Source organism: Bacillus canaveralius (assembly GCF_002860125.1).
Taxonomy (GTDB): domain Bacteria; phylum Bacillota; class Bacilli; order Bacillales; family Cytobacillaceae; genus Bacillus_BJ; species Bacillus_BJ canaveralius.
On the sequence record NZ_PGVA01000003.1, the window covers coordinates 102,430 to 123,222 of the forward strand.

The 20,793-nt window shown below is 39.2% G+C and carries 19 protein-coding genes and 1 pseudogene; 7 read left to right on the forward strand and 13 right to left on the reverse strand.

What is annotated here, in order from left to right; all coding sequences use genetic code 11:
• Positions 1–58 precede the first annotated feature (58 nt).
• The 6 genes from kduI to CU635_RS01940 form a co-directional block, all read right to left on the reverse strand.
• The gene (kduI, locus tag CU635_RS01915; protein ID WP_101575467.1) at positions 59–889 is read right to left on the reverse strand and encodes a 5-dehydro-4-deoxy-D-glucuronate isomerase; all 831 of its coding nucleotides are present in this window, start codon (positions 887–889) and stop codon (positions 59–61) included.
• A 95-nt stretch (positions 890–984) separates the two neighbouring features.
• Positions 985–1,599, reverse strand: a complete 615-nt coding sequence (locus CU635_RS01920) for a YesL family protein (protein WP_180956502.1) — start codon at positions 1,597–1,599, stop codon at positions 985–987.
• 85 nt (positions 1,600–1,684) lie between these two features.
• A complete protein-coding gene (locus CU635_RS01925) occupies positions 1,685–2,884 on the reverse strand; it encodes a glycoside hydrolase family 88 protein (RefSeq protein ID WP_101575469.1) in 1,200 nt (399 codons plus the stop codon).
• 202 nt (positions 2,885–3,086) lie between these two features.
• A complete protein-coding gene (locus tag CU635_RS01930; RefSeq protein ID WP_101575470.1) occupies positions 3,087–3,956 on the reverse strand; it encodes a carbohydrate ABC transporter permease in 870 nt (289 codons plus the stop codon).
• Positions 3,957–4,005: 49 nt separating this feature from the next.
• Positions 4,006–4,905 carry a carbohydrate ABC transporter permease gene (locus CU635_RS01935; RefSeq protein WP_101575471.1) on the reverse strand — a complete coding sequence of 300 codons (900 nt, stop codon included), beginning with the start codon at positions 4,903–4,905 and terminating at the stop codon, positions 4,006–4,008.
• 72 nt (positions 4,906–4,977) lie between these two features.
• Positions 4,978–6,285, reverse strand: coding sequence for an ABC transporter substrate-binding protein (locus CU635_RS01940; RefSeq protein WP_101575472.1), 1,308 nt, complete (start codon positions 6,283–6,285; stop codon positions 4,978–4,980).
• 116 nt (positions 6,286–6,401) lie between these two features.
• Between CU635_RS01940 and CU635_RS01945 the strand changes: the two genes are divergently transcribed.
• Complete coding sequence (locus CU635_RS01945) at positions 6,402–7,898, forward strand: ATP-binding protein (RefSeq protein ID WP_101575473.1); 1,497 nt, start codon at positions 6,402–6,404, stop codon at positions 7,896–7,898.
• A 42-nt stretch (positions 7,899–7,940) separates the two neighbouring features.
• Positions 7,941–8,624 (forward strand): response regulator transcription factor, encoded by a 684-nt coding sequence (locus CU635_RS01950; protein WP_101575474.1) that lies wholly within the window; start codon positions 7,941–7,943, stop codon positions 8,622–8,624.
• Between the two features lie 319 nt (positions 8,625–8,943).
• On the opposite strand, the pseudogene CU635_RS01955 reads toward CU635_RS01950, so the two are convergent.
• Positions 8,944–9,264, reverse strand: a pseudogene (locus tag CU635_RS01955) (EamA family transporter); the annotation flags it as partial.
• Positions 9,236–9,415, reverse strand: a complete 180-nt coding sequence (locus tag CU635_RS01960) for a MerR family transcriptional regulator (protein ID WP_101575476.1) — start codon at positions 9,413–9,415, stop codon at positions 9,236–9,238. The pseudogene CU635_RS01955 and the gene CU635_RS01960, both read right to left, overlap by 29 nt.
• A gap of 103 nt (positions 9,416–9,518) precedes the next feature.
• On the opposite strand from CU635_RS01960, the gene CU635_RS01965 reads away from it, so the two are divergent.
• Positions 9,519–11,204, forward strand: a complete 1,686-nt coding sequence (locus CU635_RS01965; protein WP_101575477.1) for a methyl-accepting chemotaxis protein — start codon at positions 9,519–9,521, stop codon at positions 11,202–11,204.
• Positions 11,205–11,293: 89 nt separating this feature from the next.
• Here the strand turns inward: CU635_RS01965 and CU635_RS24035 are convergent, their stop codons facing one another.
• The 3 genes from CU635_RS24035 to CU635_RS01980 form a co-directional block, all read right to left on the reverse strand.
• Positions 11,294–12,019: a D-Ala-D-Ala carboxypeptidase family metallohydrolase gene (locus CU635_RS24035; RefSeq protein ID WP_101575478.1), complete on the reverse strand. Its 726-nt coding sequence runs from the start codon at positions 12,017–12,019 to the stop codon at positions 11,294–11,296.
• Between the two features lie 501 nt (positions 12,020–12,520).
• Positions 12,521–13,387, reverse strand: a complete 867-nt coding sequence (locus CU635_RS01975; protein ID WP_101575479.1) for an esterase/lipase family protein — start codon at positions 13,385–13,387, stop codon at positions 12,521–12,523.
• Between the two features lie 402 nt (positions 13,388–13,789).
• Positions 13,790–14,431 (reverse strand): superoxide dismutase family protein, encoded by a 642-nt coding sequence (locus CU635_RS01980; protein WP_180956503.1) that lies wholly within the window; start codon positions 14,429–14,431, stop codon positions 13,790–13,792.
• 180 nt (positions 14,432–14,611) lie between these two features.
• On the opposite strand from CU635_RS01980, the gene CU635_RS01985 reads away from it, so the two are divergent.
• Both CU635_RS01985 and psiE read left to right on the forward strand, forming a co-directional pair.
• Complete coding sequence (locus tag CU635_RS01985; protein WP_101575481.1) at positions 14,612–16,462, forward strand: PhoX family protein; 1,851 nt, start codon at positions 14,612–14,614, stop codon at positions 16,460–16,462.
• Between the two features lie 206 nt (positions 16,463–16,668).
• Positions 16,669–17,091, forward strand: coding sequence for a phosphate-starvation-inducible protein PsiE (psiE, locus tag CU635_RS01990; RefSeq protein WP_101575482.1), 423 nt, complete (start codon positions 16,669–16,671; stop codon positions 17,089–17,091).
• A 45-nt stretch (positions 17,092–17,136) separates the two neighbouring features.
• Here the strand turns inward: psiE and CU635_RS23170 are convergent, their stop codons facing one another.
• Positions 17,137–17,286, reverse strand: coding sequence for a hypothetical protein (locus CU635_RS23170; protein WP_180955735.1), 150 nt, complete (start codon positions 17,284–17,286; stop codon positions 17,137–17,139).
• Positions 17,287–17,893: 607 nt separating this feature from the next.
• Here CU635_RS23170 and CU635_RS01995 point away from each other — a divergent pair.
• Positions 17,894–18,640: a MerR family transcriptional regulator gene (locus tag CU635_RS01995; protein ID WP_101575483.1), complete on the forward strand. Its 747-nt coding sequence runs from the start codon at positions 17,894–17,896 to the stop codon at positions 18,638–18,640.
• Positions 18,641–18,780: 140 nt separating this feature from the next.
• Positions 18,781–19,626 carry an MBL fold metallo-hydrolase gene (locus tag CU635_RS02000; RefSeq protein ID WP_101575484.1) on the forward strand — a complete coding sequence of 282 codons (846 nt, stop codon included), beginning with the start codon at positions 18,781–18,783 and terminating at the stop codon, positions 19,624–19,626.
• A 358-nt stretch (positions 19,627–19,984) separates the two neighbouring features.
• Here CU635_RS02000 and CU635_RS02005 read toward each other — a convergent pair whose 3' ends face one another.
• Entirely contained in the window at positions 19,985–20,491 is a 507-nt protein-coding gene (locus CU635_RS02005; RefSeq protein ID WP_101575485.1) for a hypothetical protein, read from the reverse strand.
• Positions 20,492–20,793 lie beyond the last annotated feature (302 nt).

The following is a 20,793-nucleotide window of genomic DNA, read 5'->3' on the forward strand; positions in this document are numbered from 1 at the left end:
AATTCATCCTCCTTTTCTAACTAGAATCTGAATATAGAACTGCTCCCTCGCTAAGTGGTTAACGCAATTCTTCCATTTTCACATGATCCATGTCGCTATAAGTGATATTTTCTCCGCACATTCCCCAAATAAAGGTGTAATTGCTTGTTGCTGTTCCTGTATGGATGGACCAGCTTGGTGAAATGGCTGCTTGTTCATTTTTCATCACTAAATGTCTTGTTTCATCCGGCTTGCCCATAAAATGGAAAACACGAGTGTCAGGATTCATATCAAAATATAAATAAACTTCCATACGGCGCTCATGGGTATGACAAGGCATCGTATTCCAGACACTTCCCGGTGCAAGCATTGTTAATCCCATTTGCAGCTGACAGCTCTCACAAACATTTGGATGAACGTATTGATAGATTTTGCGCTCATTTAATGTTTCAGAAGCACCCATTTGTAAAGGATCAATTTTGTTAATATCAATTTTAACTGTCGGATACGTATGATGTGCGGGAGCAGAATTAATATAAAATTTAGCTGGATTGCTGGCATCCCTGGAAGAGAATAATACCTCCCTTATGCCTTTGCCAACATATAATCCGTCTCGCTGCTTCATGTCATATTCTGTTCCATCAAGCACGACAGAGCCTTCTCCGCCGATGTTAATAATTCCAAGTTCACGGCGTTCTAAGAAATACTCGACTCCTAATTCTTTATCAAGCTTAATCGTTAATTTCTGTTCAGCCGGAGTCACTCCGCCAAATATCATTCGGTCAACATGCGTATAAGTTAAGTGAACCTTGCCTGATTCAAAAACAGTTTCAATGAGAAATTCTCTTCTAAGTTCATCTGTTGTGTATTTTTTCATATCCTCCGGATGGTGTGCATAACGTGTCTCCATTATTTATCTCTCCTTTTTGATGGTATTGACCTTAAAAGGCTTAAGTTAAAATTTAAATACTAGCGAACAATTTTGCCGTGATCAGTGTTAGCAAACTAAAAAACCTCTTTACTTGAAAATACATTGCAGTCCTCATTTTCATTGGGAAATACCCTGCTGACTAAGGAGTAGATTAGATAAGCACCTATGCTGAAACTCATTAACATGGCTGCAGGGAAATAGAGACATAATACAACGGCCCCTGCAATGATCAGGATGGACAAGAAGGTATAATGCAAGCGGCTGATTGATAATAGCAATGCATTTTTAATAACCTTAGCCAAAGATGCTTGATAATGAACGCTCACAGGGAAGATATAGATAGATACAATCAAGTACAAAATTCCTAAGAGAAAAAAGAATGAAAATAAGATGTATTTGACATCGGAATTTAGCTGATTGGTTATAATAAAATCCCCCAAAAGCAAACCGGCAAAAGCCATCCACAAAGTTCCAATCAAAAAGCTTTGTTTAAAATTCTCTTTAAATAGACAGAAAAAAGCCGAAAAAATTTGAATATCCTTTCGATTTTTCCACTCCCGTACAACACCGAACATGGCCGCTGTAGCAGGAAAAATGGTCAGGATTGGAAGGCATGTCAGCAGCCAGAGGGTATTCAACAAGAACGCATTCATAATAAACTCCATAGTTTTATAAATCTTCCCATCCATCATCCCTATCTTTTCCCCTTTCCCTCACTGAGTTTATGAAAATTCATTAAAAGGTGGGCGTTTCCCAAGTCGCCTTTATCTTCCCTTACCAATACATTTTCCAGTCCTTAACGAGCCTGATTAAAGCTTCAAAATAATAATAATCTCCCCAAATACAGCTCTCATCTACTCCGCGGCCGCCGCCTTTATAATAGACAGCGTGCTTTAGAATACCATTAGCTTCACTATCAATTTCGGTTGTATAGTTTTCATATAATGATTGAATCATTATAAGCGCTGCATTTTCATACGTTCTCCTTTCTGGGTCGGTTAAAGGCAAATGCTTCGCCATCTCCAGCAGTCCGCATACGGTAATGGCTGCCGCAGAACTGTCACGTTCTTCATCACCTTCTGTAAAAATTAAGTCCCAGTAGCAAATTTGATCTTCCGGCAGTCTATTTAAATAATAGTTTGTAAGCTTTTTCGCTAATTCGATTAAACTCCAATCATGAATATATTGGTAGCTTAGAGGAAATCCATAAATACCCCATGATTGCCCGCGTGCCCAACAGGAATTATCAGAATACCCCTGCCTTGTGTTTCCATACAATGGTTTGCCTGTGTTTGGATCCATGTAGTAAGTATGGAATGTTGAAGCATCCTGCCTGACTATATATTTGGCCGCCTGCTTGACATGCGTTTGACCAATTTCACGATAGACAGATTTTCCGGTCACTTCTGATGCCCAGTAAAGCAAAGGCAGGTTCATGTTGCAATCAATGATCATCCTTCCCCGTTCCTTTGGATCATTCAAGTCTCCCCATGCCTGGATAATGCCTGCTTTATCGAGGTATCTGGTAATTAATAAATCTGCGGCTTTAATTGCAGTTTCTTTCGCCTCTTCATTTCCCGTTAACTTATATGCGCTTACACAGGACAAAGTGTACAAAAACCCTAGATCATGATGATCTACTTCAATCCGATTATCAAGGCGCTCTTTGAAGCTCTCCACTTGCTTTTCGGCCACTTTCCGGTATTTTTCATTCCTTGTGTATTCATAGGCAAGCCACAGCATCCCCGTCCAAAAGCTTGTTGTCCATTCCACGTTTTGAATCGGTTTATAGACAAGATTTTCACTATTTGAATCGGGAAACATATCTGTAAAAACATCTAAGCTTTGATCAATTTTAGCTAATACATGTTGAATTGCCTTTTCCACAAAAGCCCGGTTAACAGCAGATGTTTTCTCAAACCGTTCTTTATCCCGGATTTTTTCTTCTCGAACTTCATCAACAAATACAGTCATTTCAGGATCACCTCAAAATATATAGTAGAAAAGGTTCTTTCAAGTCTTTAAGCCAGGACCATCTGCCGTTCCAGTCCTTCTGCAATCGAATGTGAAAAGGTCTTCTATCTTTTCAGGATGAAACTGGAAAAGTGGTAAACAATCCTCATTTTCAGAACCTGCTGCCTAGCGATACCATTGATCCACAAAACGTTTTGCACCTTTAACCTTTTATACCAGTGTTAGCAACTCCCTTGATAAAATGGTCTTGAGCTAAGAAGTAAACAAGGATGGTTGGTACAATGGCGGAAACGGCCGCAGCCATTAGCAATGAATATTCAGTATTGTATTCAGTGACAAAATGCTGGATCCCTAACTGCAATGTATATAAGTGATCAGACGTTAAGTAAATCAATGGACCAAGAAAATCGTTCCAAGCGTGCATAAAGGTAAAAATCACTAATGTAGCAATAACAGGTTTAGACAATGGCATTATAATCTTGCGATAGATGCCAAACTCGGATAGGCCATCAATTCTTGCAGCTTCCAATAATTCATCAGGTATCGATAAGAAAAATTGGCGGAACAAGAAAACACCGAATGGATTGAATGAGCCGAGTAATATCAGTGCCCAATGGGAATTAACGAGTCCAATCTCACTCATCAGCATAAATTGTGGAATCATCATAACCTGATAGGGAATCATCATCGTAGCGATATAGATGAAAAATAAAATATTGTTTTCAGGAAATTTAATTTTTGCAAAAGCATAGCCTGCCAGTGAGCTATTAATCACAAGCAAAAAGGTAGTGATAACAGAAATCTTCAATGTATTTAAGTAATAAATATGAAACGGCACCCGTGTCCAAACTTCTTTGTAGTTGCTCCAATGAAATGTTTCAGGAATCCATTTAATCGGAAATCCGAAAATTTCTGATTCTGCTTTCAATGAAGCCGAAAGCATCCAGACAAACGGAAGAATCATTATTAATGAAACCAATGTCAAGGCAATATAGGTGATCAGTTTTTTCACGGCTATTTTCCGCGGTTTAGATGTATCTGTATAAACTGAGGGTTCTGTGACAATCTCCATGAAAATTTCAGCTCCTTACTTCATGTTTAAACATGGCAAATTGGCGAAATTAATAGTTAACCCACTTTTTTTGACCTTTAAATTGGAAAAAAGTGAAGATAAGAATGATCAGGAACAGCACATACGCCATCGCAGAAGCGTATCCGTATTCAAATTGCTTAAAGGCTGTATTGTAAATATCATAAACAAGAACATGTGTGGACCTTCCAGGCCCGCCTCCAGTCAAGGTATAAATTAAATCAAACACTTTAAATGAATTAATTACACCGATAATCATCGTAAAGAAGATGACAGATGACAGCATGGGTAATGTGACATTGAAAAATTTCGCGATTGGTCCAGCCCCATCTAAATCAGCAGCCTCATACAAATCGTCTGGTATATTTTGCAGTCCCGCCAAATAGAGAATCATATAATAACCAATTGAATGCCATATATACACAATAGAAACGGAAATTAACGCCCAGTCCGGAGATGAAAGCCATCCAGGCAGATTCTCAACTCCAAACCTTATCATGAGACCATTGATAGGTCCCATTGTAGGATTGAAGATTAATTGCCATACTGCTGCAACCGCAATGGTCGCGGTAACATAAGGTAAAAACACTGCGGTTCTAAAAAGTTTAAGAAAGCGGATTCCCCGATTTAAAGCAACTGCTACGAGAATCGATAGAAATAATGTAACTGGAACTGAAATCAATGTGAAAAGAATGGTATTAACAAATGAAATTCGAAAATTAGGATCATATAATAAAGTCTTGTAGTTTTCTAGTCCGATAAATTCTATTTGTCCGAAGCCATTCCATGAGGTAAAACTCATCAAAAAGGAAGCAATAACGGGTATAAAGATAAATGCAAGAAAACCGATGATATTTGGAAATAGAAATGCATAGGCGATCAAGCGGTTTCGTCTTATCACAGTCGATTTTGGTCTTCTGTTTTTGTTCATCGTCTTCAGCCCTTTCCATGTAAAACGGTGCACTGCCGCTTTCTTTCACTCCAGCAGCAGTGCGTCATTCCTTTATTTTTGTTGATCGCCGTACTTGCTTGCCCATTCACTTTGGACACGTTTTGTTATCTCTTTAATCGCATCATCAACAGATTTCTGGCCGATTAAGACAAGCTCTCCCTCTTGTTTAAATATCTGACCTACCACAATATTATTGACGCCTGGGATCATTGGATATTCAGGATAATCTTTTGTCTCTAAGAAGTAATGAAGATTTTTCGGTTTTTGCGATCCATCACCGAGATACGCCTTTTCAATATCTTCATCCATATATCCTGTCAAATAGCCTTCTGAAGCAAGCAGCTTCGCACCATCTTTGCCTGTCATGTATTTGAGGAATTCAAAAGCTTCTTTTGGATGTTCCGTGTTTTTATTCATCATGATCGATACAGGCAATGCAAGTGATGTATTTTTTGCAACACCCTCTGGACGCGGAATTGGAGCAACATTCCAGTCAAATTTTAATGTTCCTTCTTTTTCCGCCTGACGCAGCTGAGCAACATGCCAGTCCCCAATTATGTTCATAGCAATATTTCCTTTTTGGAATGCCGTATTATAATGAGCACCAGTAGATACTTGTTCAGACCATTTCATAATCGAGCCGTCTTCTTCAAGGTCAACCCTTAACTGCAATGCATCCTTAAACGGTGTTAAGTCTTTATCAATGATGGAAGCGCCACCTTGAACAGCACTCATATACCATGTTTGCGGCCACTGTTGTAAATAGGCGCCATATATTTTATTATTCCCGCTTCCACTGGACATCTCTTTCGCCAATTCGCGGAATTCATTCCATGTCATATCGTCACTTGGATAGTCTATACCTTTTTCATCAAACAGGGTTTTATTATAGTAGAGCATCCAGTTAGATTTACGATATGGCAGAGTCATGACCTTACCATCTACTTTATAGGCTTCATACATCGTTCCGTATCCAGATACATCCATTTTACTTTCTTGAATGTAATCATCTAGTGGTGCCAGCAATCCCGTGTCGATCATATTATCCATTTGCCCAGTAAATAAATCATAGCCTTCGCCACTTGAAAGCTGCATACGGAGCTTTTCATAATATTGCTCTTGCGGGAAGGTTTCAAATGTGATTTCAATATTCGGATGATCCTTTTTGAAATTTTCGTATGCACTTTCAAATACTTCTTGATCCGCCGGGAATACAGCCATTTTTAAATCGACTTTTTCATTTGAACCACCCTGCTTTTCTGCTTCGGCACTCCCTTCTTTTGTGCCGCCATTAGAGCACCCTGCAATCAGGCCGATGAATACAATCAAAACAGCGAATAAACTCACTACTTTTTTCACGCCAATTTCCCCCTTAATTTTTTAAATATTTTGTTATATACTAAGTGTAAGGGTTTTCATTTTTTGTCATAAGTAGAAAATTTTATTCCCCTTTTTCCACACTGGGAGTGACTTCCGTGATTTTTCTATACTTGCTTTGTATTGTTCTTTTAGTACTTTTTATCTATAAAAATTTAAACAGCTGGTCCATCTTCTTCTTAAGTACGTTAACAATTAGCTGGATATTAGCCTATGTTTCTTTTACACTCTACCTGTCAAAATTCAATTACTACTATAATGTTGTCAATCAATTTATAGATTTCAGTCCGGGCAACTGGAATAATCTTGTACTAATAAACTTTGATGCGAATACATTGATCCGCCTGTTTAATTTTGGGATCATCCTCTTTTATTTTTCTTTGTTAAGTTATTCTGTTTCGTTTGTGTGCAGCCTTAAGTTTAATAAAAAATGGGGCTTTTTTTTCGCGGCCATTGTCGGGATCGCCACCGTCCAATACCTTTTTTATGACCCAAGCGTGAATCTCATGGTACAGGACTATGCGTTTAGAGGGGAATTATTGCATCAATACCAGCTGTACAGCCGTGCAGGAGATATTGTGTTCCAGGTGGTAAATTTCGTTTATATTTTAATAAGCCTAGCTTTATTCGCATACCATTATTCCCGTTATTACAGGCTTAGATATATCCGTGACTATACGCTCTATAATTTAATCAGCCTGGTGCCTTTGACATTTGTGCACCTCTTTATTTTTAACTGGGCACCAAACAACTTTGTCAGAACAACATTCAGTAATAGTTATATAAACTATTTGCAGCCGCCAATCAATTTGTTTTTAGTGGAGTATCGCTTTTTTCCCATTATTGCTCTCTTTGCTATCGCATTTATGATCTATAATCTTTTTAAATACAAATCGAATGAAGCCCACTATTCAAGTATCAATTTTATTACAAAGAAAACAATTGACACTGCTTCTTTGGGAGTTAGAGCGTTTACACATTCGATCAAGAACCACTTACTCGCCATTCGTTCAGAAACGGAATACTTACAGGAACGACTTGCTGATGATGAAGAAGCGTTATACAGCCTAAAGCTAATCATGGATTCTTGTGAAAAGTCCTTTCAAAACATTAATGATGCAAATGATAAGCTCAAGCAGATTACGCTAAACATGAAAGTTGTCCCATTAAACATTCCCATCGAGAGAGCAATTGAACGATTCCATTTGACAAATGCAGCCATCCATTATGAAAGACCTAATTCCAGCATTCTGGTTTATATTGATGAAGAACAAATCCATGAAGCAATTTACAATATCCTAAAAAATGCAGTAGAAGCTTTAGATAGCAATGGACAGATTTGGATCAAAATTAATGAAGTAGAACTATGGGGAACGATAACAATCATGGACAACGGTCCAGGAATTGATGCTGAAAACATCAATGAAATCTTCACACCTTTTTTTTCTACAAAACCGACCATTTCCAATTGGGGCATTGGGCTGTCATTTTGCCATAAGGTTATCACGGCTCATGAAGGGAAAATTGAAGTTTCAAGCGAAAAAGGGAAATTAACTCAATTTGACATATTATTGCCGCTGGTAAAGAGGGTATAAAAATGTACCCCCTTATTCATTCTTTTATGGGAGAGGGTTCTAATGGAAAACATTAAGATTTTAATTGCGGATGATATGGAAGCTAACAGGAGGCGCCTTGATAGGATGATACGCGCTGCTGGAAATCTTTCGTTAGTAGCTTCTGCTAAAAGCGGATATGAAGCGGTTGCCTATGCCGCGGTCAAGAAACCGGACATTATATTGATGGATATTGAAATGGAAAGCCAAATGGCAGGGATCAATGCGGCAGCAGAAATCCATAAAATATTGCCCGAAACAAAAGTCATTATGCTGACTGTTCATCAAGATAATAACATTGTCTTTGCCGCCTTTCAAACTGGTATCGTCGATTATGTAATAAAAACAGCACCGAAGGAAGAAATACTGGAAGCCATTTATTCCGCCTCCAGCAACCAATCACCCATTCGCCCAATTATTGCTGAAAAAATCAGGCAGGAGTTCGCACGGATCAAAAAATCAGAAGATCATTTAACCCATTTTTTTAAAATCATCGCTAACCTAACACCATCCGAGCTGGAGGTATTAAAACTACTTTGCAGCGGGTTAAAACGGAAGGAAATAGCTGAAGCACGCGCCGTAGAAATCGAAACAATCAAAAAGCAAATCGGAAGACTTTTACAAAAATTTAGTAAAAAAACGACCAGGGAAATTGTAGAGGAGGTTAACGAGCTAAAACTATTCGATATATTAAAAGATATTTCTTAAGCTAAAAAAAGTGGATGGAAGGCATTCAACAGACTTAACAAAGCAATATCTATTGATTGAACTGTAGCTCCTAAACTGTCAGACTTCCTCCTCTACTTTAATAGCCGACTTGTTCAAGCTAAGCGAAGACAAAACTGTTCTTTGTTAATCAAACGTTTGTTTAAATAATCAGGCATCTGTATCTGGTATGTTGCCTGATCATATTCAATCTTAGAAACAGATTTTACCAGATTAGATTCTGCTTTAACATTCTCATGCTGTATCAGCAACAAAGTGTGAAATAGCAATAAGCCATTTCACACTTTGCTTGTTCCGATACTCAAATAGGCATTTCCCGCTGGCTTCTTTTTCTGGCTCCAGTTATCAAATTTTTGACACCTGAGGCAGTCAATACGCCCAAAATCACCAGTATAACTCCGATGATTTGGAACACGGTAACCTCTGCTCCAATTATGAATGAAATCATCATGGTGACTATCGGAACAAGATTAAAAAATAAAGAAGTTCTACCTGCACCAATTAACTTCATTCCCTCGTTCCACCATAAATAGCCTAAAACAGTGGTGAAAAGGGCCATAAAAGTAACCGCTCCCCAAGCACCGATAGAAACCTCAGCTAAACGAACAGGATTTTGATTGAACCCTTTCCCAAATACAACCGTCCTTAACAAATTCCTGGATATCCTCTAATGCCATTCCAGTATCTTTCAAGCTTTTCAAAAATTTTATAAATTGAACATCTCTTTCTGAGTATGCCCTTTTCCCACCGTTAAGCCGTTCTGGTGAAGGCAGGAAAAAATTTTATTCTGTTAACAATTAACCATAACTGGAAATTTTCAAAATTATGCCGATATAGTTTGCATATACATATTTATTCGATGAGAGAAGGTCAACAATGAGCATTCGTAAAAAGTTGTTTATGTTATTAGGAGTTTTAATTGTTTCATTGCTTTTATTAGGTACATATTCGATTATTCAGCTTAAATCAACTCATGAGAAAAACACTGAATTAACCAATGCTTTCGTGATTGAGAACCATTTAAAACATATTCAATACCGGCTAGCAGGATTATCAAATGATGAAAGAGCTTTTTTAATTCAAGGTGATGCAAAATTTCCTGAACAAATGGAAGAAAAGGCGCAAGATGTACTGAAGTCCATTGAAACGGTTAAAGGAATGGTAAATGGCTCTGAGGAACACGCAAGAATTACCGATGTTGAAAAAGGCTTTAACGAATATTGGGCAGTGAGCCAACGTGTAGTAGATCAATATAAGACCAACACGGATGAGGCACTGGACCTGCATTTTGGGGAAGAACGTACAATCCGAAAAGAAATACTTGATCCTAAAATTGATGAGTATTTGGAAGATCTCACTGCTGAGATAGACGGAGATAACAAGAAGCTGGAAGCCGACATTAATCGTTTCATGTTGATCTTAATCATTTTAACCATTGCGGTGTCTGCGCTTGGAATCATTTTTGGGCTGGTCGTCATCGCCTCAATTTTAAGACCTTTACATCGATTGAATACGCAAATGAAAGAGATTGCTACCGGTGAAGCAGACCTTACAAAACAGATACTCGTAAAAAACCGCGATGAATTAGGTGAGCTTTCCTCGTCATTTAACGATTTTATTCAAACCATCCGGCAAATTATTGTCAGCATTAAAACGTCGTCGGAACAGGTCGCTGCTTCATCCGAACAGTTTTCGGCAAGTGCAGAACAATCGAAAGTCACTTCAGAGCAAGTGTCACACTCAATGCAGGAAATTGCCGCAAGCACTGTTATGCAGAGCACCATGACTGAGGAAAGCACTATTTCGTTAAGGGAGTCCCTCCAGGGATTAACCAATATCACTACATACAGTACCGATGTAGCAGGAACGACAAATACTGTTAAAGAAAAGGCAGAAAACGGTGCAAGTGCTGTTAATCAGATTGTCGAACAGATGCAGTCCATTCAGTCATCGGTTGAAAATACCGTTTATGGAATCACATCATTGGCTGATTCCGCTTCAAAAATCAGCGATTTCACTGCTCTCATTAATGATATTGCAGCACAAACCAATCTGTTGGCTCTAAACGCTGCGATCGAAGCAGCCCGGGCCGGAGAACATGGCAAAGGTTTTGCCGTCGTCGCTGAAGAAGTAAGAAAGCTGGCTGAACAATCAGGCGAGTCAGCAAATCAAATAAAAGAAATCGTCGTAAGCATTCAAAGAGAAACAGAAGAATCGGTCAATTCCATTCAAAACGTAAAAGAAGATGTGTCGTCCGGAATGATGATTACAAAAGAAACTGCAACTCAATTTAATGAAATCCTGAATTCCATCGAATCAGTTTCATCACAAATTCAGGAGATTGCTGCAACTTCTCAACAGCTGAATTCCGGATTCGAACTGGTAACCAATTCTGTTGAGGACATGTCTGCCTTAACAAAGGAGACCACTGAGAGAACAGAACTGGTTGCAGCATCAACGGAAGAACAATTGGCTTCTTCAGAAGAAATCCTGAATGCAGCTAATTCGTTAACGTCATTAGCTGAGGATTTACAAGGCATGATCAAGCGTTTTCAAATATAAATCACTGGATTTAAAGAGAGTGTCCAACGAAGCAACTTTCGGGGACACCCTCTCCTATTTTTTACCTGCTCAGTTAATCTGCCACTATCTTATTGCCACCACCAAGATTGGGCACCGTACGGATATTCAACCCGGCTGTCCAAATGAGCAAAGCTGCTCTCATTGTATATTCCGCTGAATCCACATGTTTTAGCGGTATTTTTTACGGTTGTACTCGATACACCAGAAATAGCGACGTCCGCAGCAATGCCATACATATGCTGGCTATTTGAAGCTCCTCCCACATTGCTATTATGTGAAATACTGCGGAAGCCCGAATTAATCGTGACAGGCTTATTCCCTGCCTTCACGCGAAGTGCTTCGAGCTTGTACATCAAACGGCGAACATTTTCCTTTACCGTTGCAGCCGATACTTTTCCACCGTTAAATCCACTTCCGTCCTTCGAATAAAACTCAGTATAGTTAAAATTCTTAGTGCCTGTTGAACTTTCAAGAGCATTTAGCTTCGCCTGGGTGCCGGCTCCGACAATACCATCTGCCGTTAACCCGTAAGCGCGTTGAAATCTTTTAACAGCTGCCGTTGTGCCGGGACCAAACTGACCATCTACAGCAACATAGGTTTGCGAAGCGGAATCAGCCGCCCAGCCGGCAACGCGGATTTGCAGCTCTTTAACGTCTTCACCACTCGAACCCTCTTGAAGAGTACGATTCCAGGAATACGCCTCGGCCTCTGGCGCTGCCAGCAAGGATAAACCTAAGCCAAGGAAAAGAGTAAACCAAAATACTTGAAAGAATCTTGCATGGTTTTTAGTCATTTCTATCAATCTCCTATCTACTATTATTTTTCAGATCAATCCAAATCTCTAACAGTTAAAAGGCTGATGAAATAGGATAACAGGGAGATATCTAGCTGTTGAACGTCTGTGTTCACATGGACTTTTTTCACCGACAAGAGTTTCACAAGGTACTAAGCGCTGACTTTCAAATTCATAACTTTCGATAGGCTTTATCACCCCTCATTTTTATTGTTTTTCCATTTATGTAACATTCATCTAGAAGTATTTTAAATATTAACAATATTCCCTTAATATGTATACATGTCAAAATTACTCTTTTTTTATCATAAAATATCTAAAAAAATTATTTTTTGGTACTTTTAGCCTTTGAAACAACAAAAAAAGACAACCTTACGGGCGGTTGTCTTGCGTTTTGGTATTGGTAATTGTATTTGACGAATGTGTGGTTAATAGAAATAAAAAAAGATAAGCTAATTCACCATTGGAATGGTATCAGCTTATCTTGTTTACTAAATTTTCTTACTGGGTAACCGCCCTGTCCGGTTCAGCCGGTCCTTCATGTGCAAGTGCATCATAGACAAACGTGAAGGCATTTGGGTCATAGGAGATGCCCTGGTGCTCAATTTGATCCAGTGGATAGTAGTCTTGCAAGGTAATATTTTTCACTTGTTGCGATGGTCCGCCGAGAAAGGACGAAGTATACGGGACAACGACCTCATCGTTACTGGTTGCGACTACCGTATAAGACACACTGCCAGGGGTTTCATCACCTGCATTCAGTTTTCTCAGAAAGTCGGAGCCTGTTCGCTGCTGGTCGCAGGCAGCACATGAACCGAGTCCCGAACCTAACGACGTTAAGCCTGAAAGCCCGGCAACGCCTATTGTTCCATGATTGGATGGAACCAGCCCGATAAGGTCATCGACTTTTTTGGAGCCGCCTAGATATTTAATATAATAGCGCGGCATCATCCCGCCTTGGCTGTGCCCGACAATCGACACTTTCTTCGCACCGGTATGCTTCAACACGTTATCGATAAAGGCAGCGAGCTCTGCTGCCGAATCCTCAATTGGACCCGATGCGGGGCCAGCATTGCTTAAGCCGTAATTCAATGAGTAAACACAGTAGCCTTTTGCAGCTAACAATGGTGAAAGATTGGCCCAATTTCGTTCCATTGTCTCAAATGTTCCCGGTACAAGGATGATTGGTTCAGGATGGGCAGCATCAGGTCGGCACGTCGGGTCATTTGCCCCCGGTGGCGGCGGTCCTTGCTGAGCCAGGAAGCCACCTGGTGGTAGGCTTGCCGCTCCCTTCACCGTGCCATTGCTCGAAATAATAAATATAATCGCTACCAAAAATGAAAAAACAGAAACGAAACACTTTTTCACTTGAATTCCTCACTTTCTCCTAAAATAGAATTTTTTTAAAGCTTTAGCTTACTTATAGAAAAAGAGACACGCAAAAACACCTAATTGAATCAGGAATTTTGCGTGAGTCTCCATTTTCTCCATCGCTATTATTAACTTATATTAATCTAATACATTGAACACGCTATCATTTTCATACACATTTTGTTTTTGGCGTGCAAGATCATTGTTTTTCTATACCCGAACTGACGAAACTTAAACCAAAAAAGTCCCCAATAGCGGAACTTTTCTGGTATCAGTTTGGATTTTGCTTTGCACCGATATGCTGTTGAAACAATGACAGAAGTAAAATCATTTGCGGTACTAGTGATTTCCGACGGCTCAATACAAGTAATGCACGTCCACAAAATAAAATGAAGGCAGCTACTCCTCTTCTCCCCCACTGCTGACAATCACTCCGCAAGCTTGTCGTTTGCCTGCGTCACCTGTTTTCCTGGTTTCTTCATCAGGGCCGCCTTGCCCAGCAGCTTGATAGCGATCAGGAATGTTGCCAAAGTTATCTGGTTTTTCATGGATCATGACAGCTAGTTCCTGCTCCGTTATTTGTTCCATCGTTAAACGGTCAAATACTGCAGAATAGTTGGCAGTACCGTCTTCGTTTACATAAAGGGAAGGCATATCCCCAGCATGGCCGGAATGCATTTCGTTATTTGGATTAAAGTGTCCTCCCGCTGTTGTGAAGGGACCTTCTGCTGCATCAGGTTCACAAACGCCTTTTTCGTGAATATGGAAACCATGATGACCTGGCTTTAACCCTGTCATACTCGCCTTAATCAGTATATGTTCGTCATGTTCAGAAAAACTAACCGTGCCAACGATTTTCTTATTCACATCTTTGACCTCCGCTTTGGCTTGAGGTTCTTTTAGTTCAGCTGATACTATCTCCTGTTCAGTTGTTTCAGCTTTATTGCTGTTTTCATCGCTCGAATTCTCCCCGGCACCGCACCCAAACAATAACAGAACTGCAAACATGGGCAAAAGCGGTTTGATCCAGCATTTTATCATGATGGCGCTCCTCTCTACTTTTTCCACTATTATTCCACTTATTTTATAATGTAAAACAAAAATGATTTTTAAAATATCTAAATAATCAATCTTTAACATTTTCAACATACCTACTTAATATTCTTTTTCTATTATAAAAGCGAGGTTCATCGTATCATCCAAAAAACGGAGGTAGAAAAGATGAAAAAAAGAAAAATAGTTGCTCCATTATTAAGTTTAGCTGTTTTATTTCCATCAGCCTCGAATGTATTTGCTCACCCTCACAAACCTGTTGCCGTACAGAAGGTGGAGTTTGTTGGAATGGACGCTCCTGATACTGATCAAGAGCGTTCAATGATGTACAGTGACGCATCTGTTGTCGTTACATATAAAAATGGTGCTCAAAAAACGCTTCCGCTCAAATATCAATCGTTGTTCCAACCCGGTGATGTCATCAACGGCAAAACTGCAGGTGCAGCCTATGATGCAAACGGAAAGATGATTACGAACCCCGAGGGAAAACCATATGTATCTACTTCACCTGACAGCAATACCCTCCTTAAAGTGAATGGAAAGTTATACATGGTCAACCACTATGAAGGTATGCCATCAAACAATATTGGAAACATGCCAAAATCAATGGTTTTAAATACGGTTGAACAAAATAGAAAAACTGGGGAACTGACCGTAACTGATATGAACCCGATTGATTTTTCAGCTGACGGCGGTATTTGGACGCCTTGTGCAGGTTCATTGACTCCATGGAACACCCATTTGGGCAGCGAAGAATATGAACCGGATGCAAGAGCCCATGAAGCAAATCCTGAAAAGTCTTCGGTTACTCAATTTGCACGGAACTACTATCAAGACAATACTATTATTGGCAATCCATATCTTTACGGTCATCTTCCGGAGGTAAAGGTTAATGCAAACGGAACAGCGAAAGCCGTTAAACATTATAGTATGGGACGCCTTTCGTTCGAAAATGTAAAAGTAGCACCGGATAACCGAACGGTTTACTATGGCGATGACGGCTCATATACAATGTCGTTTATGTATGTGGCAGACAAGGAAAGAAACTTATCTGCAGGCACGCTGTATGCTGCAAAATGGATTCAAACAGGTGAACAAAACGGCGGTTCTGCTGATTTACAATGGATCAAATTGGGCCATGCTACCGATGCTGAAATCAAAAAATTAGCTCAAAAAGTTAAGTTCAGCGATATCTTTGAGACTACTACAGACGTAGCTAATGCCAAAGCAAATGGATTTACAAGAGTGAAAGCCGGCGGACGAGATGAATGGCTAAAACTAAAACCCGGCATGGAAAAAGCTGCTGCGTTCTTGGAATCTCGCCGTTATGGTGCGCTGTTAGGAGCAACTTCGGAATTTAACAAAATGGAAACAGTAGAACTTAACAAGGCCGATAACAAGATGTACATGACTATGTCAACAATCGCCGGCGGAATGACAGCCAACCCGAAAGATCCTGTCGATGATATTCATGTTTCTAAAATCAATGCCGGCGGAGTTTATGAAATGCCGTTATCCAGAGGCCAAAAGGATCGCGATGGCAATAAAATTAACAGCAAATATGTAGCGAATAAGATCAACGGACTAGTATTGGGAGAAGATCTTCCAGTTAAAGATGCAGCAGGAAACTCAGCAAATCCTGACAAAATTTCAAATCCTGACAATATTGTCTACTCTGAAAAGATGAGAACACTGTTTATCGCCGAAGATGGCGGTATGCATCATAACAACTACGGATGGGCTTTTAATGTTGATACAAAGAAGCTTTCCCGTATCGTCTCCGCTCCTGATGAAGGAGAAGTTACAGGTATACAAGCGATTGATAACTTGAATGGTTTTGCGTATCTGATGGTCGGTTCGCAAAATCCAGGAAATGTTGGTTATTTATCAGGCTTACCTTCCGTTGCAGGGAATGGAGAAGATGATAGAGACGATGACGATGACAGAGATGATGATTACGGTCATAGAGATGACGACGATGATAATAACAATGACCAAAATGGGAACAATGATGACTAAGACGATAACAAATAACAAGAAAAGGACCGTTGGATATTATCCAATGATCCTTTTCTTTGATTATTCAATCAACACAAAATAAAACCTTTATCTCACGAATATAACCCAGTGAATGAAAATGAATTAAATCAGTTAATACTGATACTAGTGCGAGATAGGGTTTATCCGTTCTTTTTAAAAACACATACGATCTTGGAGGGTAAACGGTGAGTCAACAAAATAAAAACAATTGGCAGGACCTCAGAATTACCCTGCTTCAATTTGCCTTAAATATAGCATTAATTTTACTCGCCATTAGTTTATGCGCTTTGCTTGGAAAGGAAATTATCTTTTTCATTCAAGTTTCTATTTTTAATCCAGAGCTTGAGATTCATTATGAACTTCTCGAACGCATCCTGAACTTTTTTTTATACTTCGAATTCATTGCCATGGTTGTTAAATATTTCAAAGAAGATTACCATTTTCCAATTCGGTATTTTCTTTATATTGGAATTACCGCGATGATACGCTTAATTATTGTCTATCATGAAAATCCCGTTAATACGCTTTTGTACTCTTTTTCCATCCTTGTGTTAATTGTCAGTTTTTATATTATGAATTCTTCGACGGCCAGAAAGGGAAAATTATAATTTTTGATGCTATTTAAAAACCCGGCGTGAACCGGGCTTCTTGCATTAATGTTCGTTTCCTCCAGTGTCAGGAGATGGATGTTCCTCAATGGGTACATGTTGTGGCCGCTCCGGGTAATTCCGCTTCTCCGGATCTTCGGGACCGGTGAAATCACCTCTTTGATTTGTATATTTCCGTTCAATTCTTTTTGGCATGGTTTTCACCCCCTTTCTATAGGATGGATGAAATTTCACGGTTGATAACAGGAAATTTCTAGTTTATGGAACCAACAAGATTCATAACCCGTTGATAAAGATAGATGATGATAATAATCCGAGAAGGTGAAAAATAAGCTCTAAAAAGTCCTTTTTGGAGAAATTAGAGCAAATTCGATCGATAATCGGAATTGTCATTACAAATATTTACAATTTCGGCTGTTTATTTCCAAAATATTACTTATTTGAGTATCGACTCAGAATAATTAAGCGGAAAACGAACGGATTTAAGCGAAAATTGCCTTGATTTAAGCGAAAAAATCAAGAATTAAGCGAAAACCAGCTTTATTTAAGCGAAACCATTATATGTATCGATCAGATCATATTTCAAGTACTGTTAATGTATGTCTTGAACAAAGGACCTAACTTTAAGGCTCCTTTTTATTTCCACAGAGCTCCATCAATTCTAACAGATTACTGTTTTATAGAACTAACTAAGATCATAAAAATTTTCAAATTGATAAATGAGAAAAGAATAATTAAAAATGATAATTGACTCTCACGTTACGTGATGCTTTATAGTCTTAATTGAAGGGAGATCAATGTGATGGCAATGCGGGTAAAAGAAGTTGCGGATTTGGTTGGCATCAGTGTGCGCACACTGCATCATTATGATGAAATTGGGTTGCTAACCCCAGATGAGACAACTGAGTCGGGTTACCGCCTTTACTCAGATAATAATCTCCAAATGCTGCAACAAATCTTATTTTTTAAGGAACTTGGTTTCCCTTTAAAGAAAATTAAAGACATTATCAAGAGTCCTTCATTTGACCAACAAGAAGCGCTGGAGTTACATCGCAAAATGTTGCTTGAGAAACGGCATCGGCTTAATAAAATGATTGCGACTGTTGATAAAACCATTCAACACTCGAAAGGAGAAATCCAAATGACAAGCAAAGAAAAATTTGAAGGATTTGATTTTAGTCATAATCCATACGAACAGGAAGCACGTCAACGCTGGGGAGATGACGCTGTTGATAATGCAAACACCAAACTAGGGAACATGTCTAAAGCTGAGCAAGAAGCAATGTCTGAAGAAATGTCTGCAATCTATACGAAGCTTGCAGCCCTTCGACACGAGTCACCTGCATCAGAGGAATCGCAAGCAGCTATTAATGACTGGTACGATTTTTTAAACAAGATGGGCCATTATTCACTCGATGCTTTCAAGGGACTTGGACAGTTGTACGTTGATGATAAGCGCTTTACGAAAAACATCGATGGATTTGGTGAGGGCTTAGCGGAATTTCTTCGTGATGCCATGGCGATCTACGCGGACAAAAAAAGAAAATGATCTAAGATGCAGGGCATTTGCCCTGCATTTTTTAATTATTGCCTCTTACATGTCCCCTAATGCCGATCCTACCGTTAGCATACATCTGGGTTTAGAGCAAAGACTATACAGGTAAAGAATAAACAAGGAGGCGATCGTCTATGGATATGCAGCGCAGTTCTTCCACCGATAAATTTATCCCGATGAGTTCAATTACTCATGGAGTCGGCAAAGAGATAGCTGCTGATATTTTCAATTATACAGTCCAAATTGTAAATGTGTGTTTCGTTGGTACTCCGGGTGAAAGTAATGATTGGGTTCTTATTGATGCCGGCATGCCAAGATCTGCAAACATGATCATTTCAAAAGCAGAAGATCGGTTTGGCGCAGGCGCCCGTCCAAAAGCCATTATTCTCACACATGCTCACTTTGATCATATCGGCGCCATTGTGGATTTGGTTGAAAAATGGAATGTTCCGGTCTATGCCCACGAGTTAGAGCTTCCATACTTAACCGGGAAAAAGAATTACCCAAAACCTGACGGGACTGTTGAAGGCGGGTTAATCGCAAAAATTTCTCCATTTTTCCCAAACGAAGCGATTGATTTAGGTTCCCATGTCCATGCCCTTCCCCCCGATGGGTCTATCCCGGAAATGCCCGACTGGCGCTGGATCCACACACCCGGGCATTCAGAAGGGCATATTTCATTATTCCGGGATGCTGACAGGGCTTTAATTGCTGGTGATGCTTTTGTAACCGTTAAACAAGAAGACCTGTATGACGTACTAACCCAGGATCTTGAAATGCATGGACCGCCCCGGTATTTAACCACCGACTGGCAGGCTGCCTGGAAGTCGGTAAAACAGCTCGAAGCATTAAATCCGAAATTAGCTGTTACAGGACATGGGCTTCCCGTCTCAGGTGAATGGCTGGCTGAAAACCTCGCAACACTTGCAAGAGATTTCGATAAAATCGCCATCCCTGACCATGGAAGATATACTGATTAAATTTGTCCCATAGAAAAGACACCTATTTTTATCAAATAGATGTCTTTTTTTATCTCATCATAAAAAGAGTTGCCGCAACCCCGAATTGTGCGGCTTCTGTCTATACTCAAACCAAGTAAAAATGTACCATTATCAATAAAAAATTTATGCTAACTTTAGTAACCATTTTATCAACACACCCTATCTAAAATAGAATATTGTGTATTCTCGTTACAATTTAAAGTTAACATAAATCTATTAAACTAATGTTAATGCAGCATAAATATTTCGTTAACATAACACTTTTCTATAAATTATGACTATATTATTATAGATTTCAGCAAGCAGATTATTACTATTCGCTTTCGAGTCACGCCGGTCAGTCGTCTTTTCTTATTTGGATATCATCTGTGATTTTATCATCGTGCTCGTTTTTCAAAGAAAGCACGGCGGCCTTTCCGTCACTCGGAGAACCATCAGAAAAATACATCGGAAACAAGGAAAAAAACAGAACATAAAACGAAAAGTATATAAATTGGTTCCACAAAACCGAATCCTCTAAACGACCAGAATAAATGAGCCAATTAACGATTACTATACTTGTAAAATTAAAAATTGAGCCGCCAAGATATATAATCATATTCGTTAGACGATTATCATATCTTAACGATTTAAATTCACATGCTCCATTCCAGAAATAATATTTCCTTACTTCAATTCTCCAAAACGAAAACAAGTGTTTTCCGCAGCCGATGACGAGTTTCTTTTCAGTCCCTCCAAAAATAGACACAAAAAAAATATGGCCACTCAAATGGATAAACGTTACAACCGGGAGAATTAAGAAAAACGAAACGAGAAATTTCAGGACCTCAAACATACTAAGCATGAAGAAACTCCCCCTTTAAACGCATGTAGATGTATTGGTAGTCGTGCTTCATTAAAGGACGCTATTTTGATACCCGGGATGAAGCTATAATAACTAGCAATATTTCTCAAGCCGCCATATCGTATTTATTCGAAAATTTCGATGATTAGCAATAAGCCTTATTGGTTGAAGCGTATATTTCATTAGTGTTAAGGTTGTCTTGTTGGCTTTTAATCCCAAGCTTACAGATTTGTCTGCTAGTTCCCCGCAATGAATCCATGTGCTTAGTTGTTCACAGTTGAACAAGGCTGCTAATTAAACAT

Bases quoted from the DNA above. Each gene is read 5' to 3' on its own strand.
- CU635_RS01995 (WP_101575483.1), top strand. From the start codon at position 17,894: ATGGCAATGCGGGTAAAAGAAGTTGCGGATTTGGTTGGCATCAGTGTG.
- CU635_RS01930 (WP_101575470.1), bottom strand. From the start codon at position 3,956: ATGGAGATTGTCACAGAACCCTCAGTTTATACAGATACATCTAAACCG.
- CU635_RS01985 (WP_101575481.1), top strand. From the start codon at position 14,612: ATGAAAAAAAGAAAAATAGTTGCTCCATTATTAAGTTTAGCTGTTTTA.
- kduI (WP_101575467.1), bottom strand. From the start codon at position 889: ATGGAGACACGTTATGCACACCATCCGGAGGATATGAAAAAATACACA.
- CU635_RS02005 (WP_101575485.1), bottom strand. From the start codon at position 20,491: ATGCTTAGTATGTTTGAGGTCCTGAAATTTCTCGTTTCGTTTTTCTTA.
- CU635_RS01935 (WP_101575471.1), bottom strand. From the start codon at position 4,905: ATGAACAAAAACAGAAGACCAAAATCGACTGTGATAAGACGAAACCGC.
- CU635_RS23170 (WP_180955735.1), bottom strand. From the start codon at position 17,286: ATGCCAAAAAGAATTGAACGGAAATATACAAATCAAAGAGGTGATTTC.
- CU635_RS01925 (WP_101575469.1), bottom strand. From the start codon at position 2,884: ATGACTGTATTTGTTGATGAAGTTCGAGAAGAAAAAATCCGGGATAAA.
- CU635_RS24035 (WP_101575478.1), bottom strand. From the start codon at position 12,019: ATGACTAAAAACCATGCAAGATTCTTTCAAGTATTTTGGTTTACTCTT.
- CU635_RS01980 (WP_180956503.1), bottom strand. From the start codon at position 14,431: ATGATAAAATGCTGGATCAAACCGCTTTTGCCCATGTTTGCAGTTCTG.
- CU635_RS01950 (WP_101575474.1), top strand. From the start codon at position 7,941: ATGGAAAACATTAAGATTTTAATTGCGGATGATATGGAAGCTAACAGG.
- CU635_RS01920 (WP_180956502.1), bottom strand. From the start codon at position 1,599: ATGGATGGGAAGATTTATAAAACTATGGAGTTTATTATGAATGCGTTC.
- CU635_RS02000 (WP_101575484.1), top strand. From the start codon at position 18,781: ATGGATATGCAGCGCAGTTCTTCCACCGATAAATTTATCCCGATGAGT.
- CU635_RS01965 (WP_101575477.1), top strand. From the start codon at position 9,519: ATGAGCATTCGTAAAAAGTTGTTTATGTTATTAGGAGTTTTAATTGTT.